The sequence below is a fragment of the Streptomyces sp. NPDC002446 genome, from assembly GCF_053595675.1.
The window spans coordinates 25,694-38,121 of record NZ_JBSFYC010000076.1 but is presented as its reverse complement, the minus strand read 5'-3'; the positions used below and the strand labels follow the sequence as shown (position 1 = coordinate 38,121).

Below are 12,428 nucleotides of genomic sequence, written 5' to 3'. Positions count from 1 at the left end.
GGTGTCCGGGGTGGTCTGGACGCTGACGCCGCCCGCGAGCGCCATGTCGGTCTCGCCCCCGGCTCCGGTGTGCTGGATGCAAATCCAGGCGCCCCGCTCCGACTTGAGTACCTTCGTACGACTCCGTGCGTCAGACCTCGACGACCACGGGGAGGATCATCGGGCGGCGGCGGTAGTTGTCCGACACCCACTTGCCGACCGCACGGCGGACCAGCTGCTGGAGCTGATGGGGCTCCGTGATGCCGTCCTGTGCGGACTTGGTCAGGGCTTCGTCGATCTTGGGGATCACGCCGGAGAACGCCGCGTCGTCGATGCCCGAGCCGCGGGCGTGGATGTTCGGGCCACCGACGATCTTGCCGGTGCTGCTGTCCACGACCACGTAGACCGAGATGATGCCTTCGTCGCCCAGGATGCGGCGGTCCTTGAGGTGGGCCTCGGTGACATCGCCGACCGACAGGCCGTCGACGTAGACATAGCCCGCCTGGACCTTGCCGGTGATCTTGGCGACGCCGTCGACCAGGTCGACCACGACGCCGTCCTCGGCGATGACGATCCGGTCCTTGCGGACACCGGTCAGTGCGCCCAGCTCGGCGTTGGCGCGCAGATGGCGCCATTCGCCGTGCACCGGCATGAGGTTCTTCGGCTTGCAGATGTTGTAGAAGTACAGCAGCTCGCCGGCCGAGGCGTGGCCCGAGACATGGACCTTGGCGTTGCCCTTGTGGACGACGTTGGCGCCCCAGCGGGTCAGTCCGTTGATGACGCGGTAGACCGCGTTCTCGTTGCCGGGGATGAGCGACGACGCCAGGATCACCGTGTCGCCCTGGACGATCCGGATCTGGTGATCGCGGTTGGCCATCCGGGACAGCGCGGCCATCGGCTCGCCCTGGGAGCCCGTGCAGACCAGCACGACCTCGTCGTCGGGGAGGTCGTCCAGGGTCTTGACGTCGACGACCAGGCCGGCCGGGACGTTCAGATAGCCCAGCTCGCGGGCGATGCCCATGTTCCGGACCATCGAGCGGCCGACGAAGGCGACCCGGCGGCCGTACTCATGGGCCGCGTCGAGGATCTGCTGGATGCGGTGCACATGGCTGGCGAAGCTCGCGACGATGATGCGCTTCTGGGCGTTGGCGAACACCTGGCGCAGCACGTTGGAGATATCGCGCTCGGGCGGGACGAAGCCGGGGACCTCGGCGTTCGTGGAGTCGGAGAGGAGGAGGTCGATGCCTTCCTCGCCGAGCTTGGCGAACGCGGGGAGGTCGGTCAGCCGCCGGTCCAGCGGAAGCTGGTCCATCTTGAAGTCGCCGGTGTGCACGACCATGCCCGCGGGGGTGCGGATGGCCACGGCCAGGGCGTCCGGGATGGAGTGGTTGACCGCGACGAACTCGCAGTCGAAGGGACCGATCTTCTCGGTGTGCCCCTCCCGCACCTCGAGGGTGTAGGGGCGGATGCGGTGCTCCTGGAGCTTCGCCTCGATCAGGGCGAGGGTCAGCTTCGAGCCGATGAGCGGGATGTCCGGCTTCTCGCGCAGGAGGTAGGGGACACCGCCGATGTGGTCCTCGTGGCCGTGCGTGAGCACGATGCCGTCGATGTCGTCGAGGCGGTCCCTGATGGACGAGAAGTCCGGCAGGATCAAGTCGATTCCGGGCTGCTCCTCCTCGGGGAAGAGCACTCCGCAGTCGACGATCAGCAGCCGGCCGCCGTATTCGAAGACCGTCATGTTGCGGCCGATTTCACCCAGGCCACCGAGGGGGGTGACGCGCAGGCCGCCCTTGGGAAGCTTCGGCGGGGCGCCGAGCTCAGGATGCGGATGACTCAAAAGACTCTCCTCACCACACGCGCCACGCTGCCGTCGAGGCACGTGGCGCGCATGACATTCGTGCACTTGCTATGTGGCGGTTGTTGGTCGGTATTCAGTTGTGAAGTCTGTGTTCAGAGCTGTACCCCGCCGGCGGCAAGATCGCGCTTGAGCTGTTCGGTCTCCTCGGGGGAGAGCTCGACGAGCGGCAGGCGCAGCGGGCCGGCAGGCAGGTTCTGCAGGCCCAGGGCGGCCTTGGTGGTGATCACGCCCTGGGTGCGGAACATGCCGGTGAAGACGGGCAGCAGCTTCTGGTGGATCTCGGTGGCCTTGGTGACGTCGCCGTTGAGGTGGGCGTCCAGGAGGGCGCGCAGCTCGGGGGTGACGATATGGCCGACCACGGAGACGAAGCCGACGGCGCCGACCGAGAGCAGCGGGAGGTTGAGCATGTCGTCGCCGCTGTACCAGGCGAGGCCGGAGCGGGCGATGGCCCAGCTGGCGCGGCCGAGGTCGCCCTTGGCGTCCTTGTTGGCGACGATGCGCGGATGCTCGGCCAGCCGGACGATGGTCTCGGTGTTGATCGGGACGCCGCTGCGGCCGGGGATGTCATAGAGCATGACCGGCAGGTCGGTGGCGTCCGCGATGGCGGTGAAGTGGCGCAGCAGGCCCTCCTGCGGGGGCTTGCTGTAGTACGGCGTCACCGCGAGCAGGCCATGGGCGCCGGCCGCCTGGGCGGCGCGGGCCAGCTCGAGGCTGTGGTGGGTGTCGTTGGTACCGGCTCCGGCGACGACGAAGGCGCGGTCACCGACCGCATCGACCACGGCGCGGACGAGCTGGGCTTTCTCCGCGTCGCTCGTGGTCGGGGACTCTCCGGTGGTGCCGTTGACGACGAGGCCGTCGTTACCGGCGTCCACCAGGTGTGCGGCGAGCCGCTGCGCGCCGTCGAGGTCGAGGGCGCCATCCGCCGTGAATGGCGTGACCATGGCGGTCAGCACCCGCCCGAAGGGGGTCTGCGGTGTGGAAGTCGGAGCCATGGGTCCCACGCTACTCGTAGCTCACCGCGGGATGCTCCTCCGGGGAGCAGGGATGTGGACTCCGGCACTGCCTGCTCGGGGGTTCAAGCAGTGCCGGGTCCGTCTGTTCAGCGTAGATGAACTTCTCAAAATGCCGCAATCCGGACACTTCGCACGTTCGTCGTGCGACCCCGGCATCCGGCCCGCGGCCTGGGCTTTACGGAGCGATCCGGCCGTTGGCGTTGAATGCGCCGTACGTGAGCGGCATGAGCTCGGCCCAGTGGGCCTCCATCTGCTCGCCGACCATTTCGATCTCGCGCTGGGGGAAGGACGGCACCTTCGCCTGCTCGTGCTGCGTACGCAGACCGAGGAAGTGCATCAGGGAGCGCGCGTTGCAGGTCGCGTACATCGAGGAGAACAGGCCGACGGGGAGCACCGCGCGGGCGACCTCGCGGGCGACGCCGGCGGCGAGCATCTCCTGGTAGGCCTCGTACGCCTGCCGGTAGGAGTCCTCCATGACGCGGCCGGTGAGCTCGTGCTGCGCCGGGGTGCCCTCGACGAACTCGTACTTGCCGGGGCGGCCCTGCTGGACGAGCTTGCGGGACTCCCCGGGGACGTAGAAGACCGGCTCCAGCTGGCGGTAGCGGCCGGACTCCTCGTTGTACGACCAGCCGACGCGGTGGCGCATGAACTCGCGGAAGACGAAGATGGGGGCGCTGATGAAGAACGTCATGGAGTTGTGCTCGAACGGGCTGCCGTGCCGGTCCCGCATAAGGAAGTTGATCAAGCCCTTGGAGCGCTCCGGGTCCTTGTGGAGCTCTTCGAGGGACTGCTCACCGGCCGTGGAGACGCGGGCCGCCCACAGCACGTCGCTGTCCGCAGCGCTGTGCTTGACCAGCTCGACCGTCACCTCGCTCCGGAAGCTGACGGCGGCACCGTCAGGGCTCTCAGTGCTGTCGGCGGGGGTGTGGGACACCGGCGGTTCCTTCCGTTCGATCCTCGTGCGCGACCAGCCTACGGCCCGGCACTGACAGTCGAGGGAATGCGGCGTGATGCCGCGTTAGCCGCAAAAGGGACGCTCTATAACAGGGCGTGGAGCGGCAGTTGATATTTTTCACAGAAGTCTCGGAAAACGGGCACCAATCGGACGCCACACACGTCTAACCCTGTGACAGTGCCCACTTCGAGGTTCCTAGGAGAGCCCGCTCATGTTCCGCCGGCGAGAGCCCGTCCCGTTCGCCTTCGTTGCCGAGGCAGACCGGTTCCGCAGCAATGTCACTCCCCCGCCGCGCGAGCGCGCCTCCCGTGCGCAGCTCGTCGGCCAGTCACTGATCACGCTGACAGTCGTGGGCGGCCTGGCCGGCGCCCTGCTGTTCGGCGTTCCCGCACTGCAGCAGGACAGCTCCGCCTCGAACAGGGTGCACCACTCCGAGGCCGCCCACCGCTGAGCGGACGAGCGGAGCGGGCCACCGAGTGGTTCCGCCCCGCCGGTCCCGATAGCCTCACCGGTCACAGCTTCCGTCAGCACGTTCGTGAGTGCTGAGCAGCCCTGAGTGAGGATCAGCCGTGCCCCTGCCCTTCCTGACGGCCGACCGCGACCTCGATGCCGAAGCCGCGGAGTCGGCCGCGCTGCCGCATGACGAGCCCGACCACTGGCGCCGTCCCTACCGCCCCGGACCGTGGCGGGTAGGGGCGGCGTCCGTGGTTCTGCTGCTCGCCTCGTTCGTACTGCTCTCCTCGATGATCATCGCGATGGCGGGGTCGCTGCCCGGCGCCGGGGCCGTCGCGGCGGTCGGGGCTCTGATGATCACCGTTGCGGTGCGGTTGCTACGGGTGGGTGTGTGGGTCAGCGCTCACGGCCTGCGGCAGGTGAACCTGCTGCGTACGACGACGGAGCCGTGGAGCGCGATCGCCTCGGTGCGTACGCTCCAGCAGCCGGTGCGCTGGCTGGGGCTGCCGCGGACGGTGCAGGGCCAGGCGCTGATCATCGACCGGCGGCAGGGTGGACCGCTCCGCTCCCTGATCACCGACCGCAGCGGTGACTTCCTGGCCCGCCCGGAGGCGTTCGAGCGGGCCGCCGACGTGCTGGAGGCGTGGGCTACGGAGTACCGGGGCCAGGGCGGCTAGGGCGGCTAGGGGCTGGCCCTAGGGGGCGGGGGAACAGATCCCGTAGGGGATGCGAGGGCCCCCTGCGGGGCCACAACGGGGCCGGGCCGGGCGGTATTCCCGAGGAACGAACGGGCATCGGTCAGGGCCGGAAGCCCGCTGCTCGGGAACGAGCACGCGCCGGGGACGGAGGGGACGCCGGAGACAGCCCTCGCCGGGGACGGAGCTCGCCGGGGACAGCCCGAAGACGGCCCTCACCCGAGAAGGCACTCCCCGGAGACGGTCTCCCCTAGGACGCGTTACCGCCATACAACGCAATCGCACGCTGCATAGCCTTACGCGCGCGCGGCGTGTCCCGGGCGTCGTGGTAGGCGACCGCTAGGCGGAACCATGTGCGCCAGTCGCCGGGTGCGTTCTCTGTCTCCGCCTGACGGCGGGCGAAGACCGCGTCGGCCGCGGCGCGGTCGATGCGGCCGCCGGGGGTCCGCTGCAGCTCGTCCACGGGCAGCCCGCCCTCGGCCTCCAGCGCACCCGCCAGCCGGTGGGCGTCCCGCGCGAAGCGGGTGTTGTGCCACAGGAACCAGGCGCCGATGCACGGCAGCACGAAGGCCACCGCGCCCATCCCCATGGCGGCCGGCTCGCCGGTCAGCAGGAGGAGTACGCCCTCCAGCGCCACCACGCCGAAGACGATGACCAGCACGGTGGCGAGGAAGAAGTACGTGATCTTGCCGCCCATGACCGTCCGCCTCAGTCCAGGTCGAGGAAGTGTTCCAGGCCCACGGTCAGGCCCGGGGTGGTCACCACACGGCGCACACCGAGCAGGATGCCCGGCATGAAGCTGCTGTGGTGGAGGGAGTCATGGCGGATGGTGAGGGTCTCGCCCTCGCCGCCGAACAGCACCTCCTGGTGGGCCAGCAGCCCGCGCAGCCGTACGGAGTGCACGGGGACGCCGTCCACGTCCGCGCCGCGGGCGCCCTCCAGTGCGGTGCTGGTGGCGTCCGGCTGCGGCGCGCAGCCGGCCTCCTCGCGGGCCTTGGCGATCAGCTGGGCGGTGCGGGCCGCGGTGCCGGACGGGGCGTCCGCCTTCTTCGGGTGGTGCAGCTCCACGACCTCGACCGACTCGAAGAAGCGCGCCGCCTGCTGGGCGAACCGCATGGTCAGCACCGCGCCGATGGAGAAGTTCGGGGCGATCAGCACACCCGCCTCCGGCGAGGCGGCGAGCGAGGTGCGCAGCTGCGCGAGGCGCTCATCGGTCCAGCCGGTGGTGCCGACCACCGCGTGGATGCCGTGACGCACACAGAAGTCGAGGTTGCCCATCACCGCGCCGGGGTTGGTCAGCTCGACCACGACCTGGGCGCCGGCCTCGACCAGCGTCTCCAGCTTGTCCCCCCGGCCGAGCCCGGCGACCAGCTCCATGTCCTCGGCGGCCTCCACGGCCCGTACGGCCTCGGAGCCGATGCGCCCCTGTGCTCCGAGTACGGCCACGCGCAGCTTGCTCATCGTTTCCAGTCTCTCTCTCGGTGGTACGGCGGCGTGCCCTAGGCGACGATCTCGTCCAGGCGGGCGGCCTGCCGGTCCTTCAGGGGCCCGATGACGGACAGCGAGGGGCGTTTGCCCAGTACGTCGCGGGCGACCTCGCGGACCTCGTCGGGGGTGACGGCCGCTATCCGGGCGAGCATCTCGTCGACCGACATCTGCTCGCCCCAGCACAGCTCGCTCTTGCCGATGCGGTGCATCAGCGCGCCGGTGTCCTCCAAGCCGAGGACGGTGGATCCGCGCAGCTGGCCGATGGCGCGGTGGATCTCGTCGTCGCTGAGGCCGTGGGCGGCCACCTGGTCGAGCTCGTCGCGGCAGATCTTGAGGACGTCGTGCACCTGGCTGGGGCGGCAGCCGGCGTAGACGCCGAAGAGGCCGCAGTCGGCGAAGCCCGAGGTGTACGAGTACACGCTGTAGGCCAGGCCGCGCTTCTCGCGGACCTCCTGGAAGAGCCGGGAGGACATGCCGCCGCCCAGGGCGGTGTTCAGGACGCCCATCGCCCAGCGGCGGTCGTCGGTGCGGGCCATGCCCGGCATCCCGAGGATCACATGGGCCTGCTCGGTACGCCGGTCCAGCAGCTCGACGCGGCCCGCGGTGCGGATGGCACGGGTGCCGGAGCGCGGGGCGACGGGGACGGCGTCCGTCCGGTCCAGGGCCCCGGCCTGCTCGAAGGCGCGGCGGACCATGCGGACGACCTTGGCGTGGTCGATGTTGCCGGCGGCGGTGACGACCAGGTGCGTGGGGTCGTAGTGCTTCTTGTAGAAGCGGCGGACGCGCTCGGCGGTGAGGGCGTTGACGGTGTCGACGGTGCCCAGGACCGGGCGGCCGAGCGGGGTGTCACCGAGCATGGTGTGCGCGAACAGGTCGTGCACACAGTCGCCGGGGTCGTCCTCGGTCATCGCGATCTCTTCGAGGATCACCCCGCGCTCGGCGTCCACGTCCTCGGTCTCGATCAGCGAGCCGGTGAGCATGTCGCAGACCACGTCTATGGCGAGCGGCAGATCGGTGTCGAGCACCCGCGCGTAGTAGCAGGTGTACTCCTTCGCGGTGAAGGCGTTCATCTCGCCGCCGACCGCGTCGATGGCGGCGGAGATGTCCAGCGCGCTGCGCTGTTCGGTGCCCTTGAAGAGCAGGTGCTCAAGGTAGTGCGTGGCGCCGTTGAGGGACGGCGTCTCGTCGCGGGAGCCGACGTGCGCCCAGATCCCGAAGGTGACGGAGCGCACCGACGGCAGCGTCTCGGTGACGATGCGCAGGCCGCCGGGGAGGGTGGTCCGGCGGACCGTGCCGGCGCCCGCGGTGCCCTTGAGAAGCGTTTGGGTACGGGCGACGGCCCGCCCCTCCGAAGAGGTGCGGGCCGTCGTCCTGTGCGTACGGGACGTCACTTGTCGGTGTCGTCCTTCGTGTCGGCCTTGGCGGCGTCCTCTTCCTCGATCACGGGGATCAGGGAGAGCTTGCCGCGCTGGTCGATCTCGGCGATCTCGACCTGGACCTTGGCGCCCACCGCGAGCACGTCCTCGACGTTCTCCACGCGCTTGCCGCCGGCGAGCTTGCGGATCTGCGAGATGTGCAGCAGGCCGTCCTTGCCCGGGAGCAGGGAGACGAACGCACCGAAGGTGGTGGTCTTGACGACCGTGCCCAGGTAGCGCTCGCCGACCTCCGGCATGGTCGGGTTGGCGATGCCGTTGATCGTGGCGCGGGCGGCCTCGGCGGCCGGGCCGTCGGCGGCACCGATGTAGATCGTGCCGTCGTCCTCGATCGTGATGTCGGCGCCGGTGTCCTCCTGGATCTGGTTGATCATCTTGCCCTTGGGGCCGATGACCTCGCCGATCTTGTCCACCGGGATCTTGACGGTGATGATCCGGGGCGCGTTCGGGGACATCTCGTCCGGAACGTCGATCGCCTCGTTCATCACGTCCAGGATGTGCATCCGGGCGTCGCGGGCCTGCTTGAGGGCCGCGGCCAGGACGGAGGCCGGGATGCCGTCCAGCTTGGTGTCCAGCTGGAGGGCGGTCACGAAGGTCTTCGTGCCGGCGACCTTGAAGTCCATGTCACCGAAGGCGTCCTCCGCACCGAGGATGTCGGTGAGGGTGACGTAGTGGGTCTCGCCGTCGATCTCCTGGGAGATCAGGCCCATGGCGATGCCCGCGACCGGGGCCTTGAGCGGCACACCGGCGTTGAACAGCGACATGGTCGAGGCGCAGACCGAGCCCATGGACGTGGAGCCGTTGGAGCCGAGGGCCTCGGAGACCTGACGGATCGCGTACGGGAACTCCTCGCGGGTCGGCAGCACCGGCATCAGCGCGCGCTCGGCGAGCGCGCCGTGGCCGATCTCGCGGCGCTTGGGGGAGCCGACGCGACCGGTCTCACCGGTGGAGTAGGGCGGGAAGTTGTAGTTGTGCATGTAGCGCTTGCGGGTCACCGGGGAGAGGGTGTCCAGCTGCTGCTCCATGCGGAGCATGTTGAGGGTGGTGACGCCCAGGATCTGGGTCTCGCCACGCTCGAACAGCGCGGAACCGTGCACCCGCGGGATGGCCTCGACCTCGGCGGCCAGCGTACGGATGTCCGTGACGCCGCGGCCGTCGATGCGCTTCTTCTCCTTGATGACGCGCTCACGGACCAGGGTCTTGGTCAGCGAGCGGTACGCGGCGGAGATCTCCTTCTCGCGGCCCTCGAACTCCGGCAGCAGCTTCTCGGCGGCCAGGCCCTTGACGCGGTCCAGCTCCGACTCGCGCTCCTGCTTGCCGGCGATGGTCAGCGCCTGGGCGAGCTCGTCCTTGACGGCCTTGGTGAGGGCCTCCAGGACGTCGTCCTGGTAGTCGAGGAAGATCGGGAACTCGCCGACCGGCTTGGCGGCCTTGGCGGCGAGGTCCGACTGCGCCTTGCACAGGACCTTGATGAACGGCTTGGCGGCCTCGAGACCGGCGGCGACGACCTCTTCGGTCGGGGCCTCGGCGCCGTCCTTGACGAGCTGGATGGTCTTCTCGGTGGCCTCGGCCTCGACCATCATGATCGCGACGTCGCCGTCCGGGAGGACCCGGCCGGCCACGACCATGTCGAAGACGGCGTCCTCGAGCTCGGTGTGGGTCGGGAACGCCACCCACTGGCCCTTGATCAGGGCCACGCGGGTGCCGCCGATGGGGCCGGAGAAGGGCAGGCCGGCCAGCTGCGTGGAGCAGGAGGCGGCGTTGATGGCGACCACGTCGTAGAGGTGGTCGGGGTTGAGCGCCATGATCGTCTCGACGATCTGGATCTCGTTGCGCAGGCCCTTCTTGAAGGACGGGCGCAGCGGTCGGTCGATCAGGCGACAGGTGAGGATGGCGTCCTCGGAGGGACGGCCCTCACGGCGGAAGAAGGAGCCGGGGATCTTCCCGGCTGCGTACATCCGCTCCTCGACGTCGACGGTCAGCGGGAAGAAGTCCAGCTGGTCCTTCGGGTTCTTGGAGGCGGTGGTGGCCGACAGCACCATGGTGTCGTCGTCCAGGTACGCGACGGCGGAGCCGGCGGCCTGCTTGGCCAGGCGGCCCGTCTCGAAGCGGATGGTGCGGGTGCCGAAGGAGCCGTTGTCGATCACGGCTTCGGCGTAGTGGGTCTCGTTCTCCACCAGGAATATCTCCTCGTCTGCGTCTGCTGCCCGTGTGGCGGCAGACCTTCTTCGGTGGAGCGCCGGTGCGGGCCGGTCTTCGATCGAAGCACCCGGAAGGGGGTCGCATGCCGTACATGGACCGTCCGGGGGCCACTACCGAGGACCGGCGGCCAGGAGGCGCTCCTACCGCGTTCAGTTTTGCGATATGGCACCAGACTACAAAGCTTCCGTCCACCGTGAGATGGCGTGAGCGTCCGGTGCATACGGCAAAGGGAGCGGCCCCCGGTGGGAACCGCTCCCTCTACGGCGTCTTACTTGGCGCCCGCCGCGCCGCGGCGGATGCCCAGGCGCTCGACCAGCGCGCGGAAGCGCGTGATGTCCTTCTTCGCCAGGTACTGCAGCAGGCGGCGGCGCTGGCCGACGAGCAGCAGCAGACCACGGCGGGAGTGGTGGTCGTGCTTGTGGGTCTTGAGGTGCTCGGTCAGGTCCGAGATGCGGCGGGTGAGCATCGCGACCTGGACCTCGGGGGAGCCGGTGTCACCCTCCTTGGTGGCGAACTCGGCCATGATCTGCTTCTTCGTAGCGGCGTCGAGCGACACGCGGTACTCCTTGGGGTTTCGGTCCGTGAGCGCCCCTGGTTTGCCTCACAGGGAATCTTGGATGACTCGACCGGACCGTCACACAGCGTACCAGCTGGAAACGGCCCCCCGACCGGGTGGTCGGGGGGCCGCTGTTCGGGTGGGCGCGGGCGCTAGCTGCCGGTGAGGCCGCGCACCTCGTTGTAGACGTCCAGGACCGCCAGGCACAGCGGGACGAGGGACAGCAGGACCAGTCCGTCGAAGATGTCGAAGATCCGGCCCCAGAAGGGGGTGACGCCCTTGCGCGGGACGACCAGGCCGACGCCGACCAGGAGGGCGGCGCCCACCGCGATGCTGCTGGAGAACCAGACGGTGCGGATGTTCAGCGGGCCGGAGTCCTGGTACTGCACCAGCTCGACGAAGATGTCCGTCGGCGGGTGCAGCGTGATGCCCAGGATCAGCAGGACGATCGTCAGGATGCCGGCGATGGTCAGGCAGGCGACCTGCGCGGTGTAGTCGAAGAGCCGGGCGCGGAGCATGATCGTGATGCCGGCGGCCAGGGCCAGCAGCTGGGCCCACATGTTGTCGGAGAAGCCGAGGACGATACCGGCCGAGCCGACGACCAGGGCGGCGCAGCCGGCGACGAGGCCGAGGAGCAGCTCGTGGCCGCGCTTGGCCTGGTTGCCGATCTTGACGAAGTCGACGGACTCGGTCTCGCCGCCGTTGTCGAAGGAGCCCTTGGCGATCTGGTCGGGCGACTTGTAGCCGATGGGGAGCCGGGCGAAGCGGGCGGAGAGGCCGGGCAGCCAGGCGACCAGTGCGATGGCGACGACGGCGGTGACGGCGGCGACCTCGCGGGGCGCGGCGTCGGTGAGGATCGCGGCGAAGACCGCGAGGGTGCCGATGGCGGACAGGAACGCGGCCGCGACGAAGGGGGCGTCGCCGCGCGGCAGCAGGACCACCAGGAGTACGGAGGCGATCAGTACGGTCACACAGCCGACGAGCAGGTGCAGCCGGCCGGGTCCTTCGCCCGCTTCGACGGGGAAGATGCCGGAGCCGGCGATCAGCAGGTGCGGCAGTGCGGCCAGGCCCAGCGCGATGGAGGAGCCGTGGTCGTCGTAGACGCGGGCGCGGACGCCGGCCAGGGCGACCAGGACGATGCCGACGACGCCGGCGATGATGCCGGGCAGGCGGTGCATGTCGCGGTCGACGGGGTTGGAGAACCACAGGGCGAACGCCATCATGACGAGCAGCAGCACACCGGCGGTGAGGCCGACGACGTGCATCAGGTCGTCGCTCCAGCGGCTGCGGTTGCGCTTGACCGCGGAGGCGACGGCGTCGGAGACGTCGTCGAAGACCGGGAGCGGCAGCGATTCGGCGAACGGCTTCAGCAGAAGCAGGTCGCCGTCGAGGATCTGCTGCTGGGCGAGCGACTGCCCGGCGTCGAGGACCGTGCCGTCGCGGCGTACGAGGTGGTAGCCGGTCGGTGCGCCTTCGGCCTGGGACTGCCCGGAGAGCCGCAGGATCTCCGGATAAATGTCGACGAGTGCGACGTCCTCCGGCAGAGCCACGTCGATCCGTGCGTCCGGCGCGGCGACTGTGACCCGGCAAAAGCCGGTGCCAGTGCTCGTGCTCACCTGGCGGTTCCCCCTATCCGTTGGGCGTTTTGTCGCGTCACGCGCCCTATATATAGAGCCGTCTCTCCGGGCCTCTGGGCACGCTCGCGAGGCGTCAGCGTACCGTCCAATTCAGCGGCCGCCCCACCCACCCCGAGACTTGACGCTTAACAGTAGGATCAACGCCTGGTTCGGGCCAAG

At 69.4% G+C, this 12,428-nt stretch carries 11 protein-coding genes; 2 read left to right on the top strand and 9 right to left on the bottom strand.

Going from position 1 to position 12,428, the window contains the following annotated elements; translation table 11 throughout:
* Positions 1–130: 130 nt before the first annotated feature.
* From ACWD6P_RS31005 to thyX, 3 genes are all read right to left on the bottom strand, one after another.
* Positions 131–1,816 carry a ribonuclease J gene (locus ACWD6P_RS31005; protein WP_451447493.1) on the bottom strand — a complete coding sequence of 562 codons (1,686 nt, stop codon included), beginning with the start codon at positions 1,814–1,816 and terminating at the stop codon, positions 131–133.
* A 113-nt stretch (positions 1,817–1,929) separates the two neighbouring features.
* Entirely contained in the window at positions 1,930–2,829 is a 900-nt protein-coding gene (gene dapA / locus ACWD6P_RS31000; RefSeq protein ID WP_451447492.1) for a 4-hydroxy-tetrahydrodipicolinate synthase, read from the bottom strand.
* Between the two features lie 196 nt (positions 2,830–3,025).
* Entirely contained in the window at positions 3,026–3,784 is a 759-nt protein-coding gene (thyX, locus tag ACWD6P_RS30995) for an FAD-dependent thymidylate synthase (RefSeq protein ID WP_451447491.1), read from the bottom strand.
* A gap of 232 nt (positions 3,785–4,016) precedes the next feature.
* On the opposite strand from thyX, the gene ACWD6P_RS30990 reads away from it, so the two are divergent.
* Together ACWD6P_RS30990 and ACWD6P_RS30985 are read left to right on the top strand one after the other, a co-directional pair.
* Positions 4,017–4,256: a hypothetical protein gene (locus ACWD6P_RS30990; protein ID WP_451447490.1), complete on the top strand. Its 240-nt coding sequence runs from the start codon at positions 4,017–4,019 to the stop codon at positions 4,254–4,256.
* A gap of 118 nt (positions 4,257–4,374) precedes the next feature.
* On the top strand, positions 4,375–4,935 hold the full coding sequence (locus tag ACWD6P_RS30985) for a PH domain-containing protein (protein WP_451447489.1): 561 nt from the start codon (positions 4,375–4,377) through the stop codon (positions 4,933–4,935).
* Positions 4,936–5,203: 268 nt separating this feature from the next.
* On the opposite strand, the gene ACWD6P_RS30980 is transcribed toward ACWD6P_RS30985, so the two are convergent.
* From ACWD6P_RS30980 to eccD, 6 genes are all read right to left on the bottom strand, one after another.
* A complete protein-coding gene (locus tag ACWD6P_RS30980) occupies positions 5,204–5,650 on the bottom strand; it encodes a hypothetical protein (protein WP_451447488.1) in 447 nt (148 codons plus the stop codon).
* Positions 5,651–5,661: 11 nt separating this feature from the next.
* Positions 5,662–6,414: a 4-hydroxy-tetrahydrodipicolinate reductase gene (gene dapB, locus ACWD6P_RS30975; RefSeq protein WP_451447487.1), complete on the bottom strand. Its 753-nt coding sequence runs from the start codon at positions 6,412–6,414 to the stop codon at positions 5,662–5,664.
* A gap of 38 nt (positions 6,415–6,452) precedes the next feature.
* On the bottom strand, positions 6,453–7,832 hold the full coding sequence (locus ACWD6P_RS30970) for a M16 family metallopeptidase (protein WP_451447486.1): 1,380 nt from the start codon (positions 7,830–7,832) through the stop codon (positions 6,453–6,455).
* Positions 7,829–10,051 (bottom strand): polyribonucleotide nucleotidyltransferase, encoded by a 2,223-nt coding sequence (locus ACWD6P_RS30965; protein ID WP_451447485.1) that lies wholly within the window; start codon positions 10,049–10,051, stop codon positions 7,829–7,831. Before ACWD6P_RS30965 ends, ACWD6P_RS30970 begins: the two co-directional genes overlap by 4 nt.
* A 293-nt stretch (positions 10,052–10,344) precedes the next feature.
* Positions 10,345–10,632: a 30S ribosomal protein S15 gene (gene rpsO / locus ACWD6P_RS30960; protein ID WP_128511718.1), complete on the bottom strand. Its 288-nt coding sequence runs from the start codon at positions 10,630–10,632 to the stop codon at positions 10,345–10,347.
* Positions 10,633–10,784: 152 nt separating this feature from the next.
* Positions 10,785–12,248, bottom strand: a complete 1,464-nt coding sequence (gene eccD / locus ACWD6P_RS30955; RefSeq protein ID WP_451447484.1) for a type VII secretion integral membrane protein EccD — start codon at positions 12,246–12,248, stop codon at positions 10,785–10,787.
* Positions 12,249–12,428 lie beyond the last annotated feature (180 nt).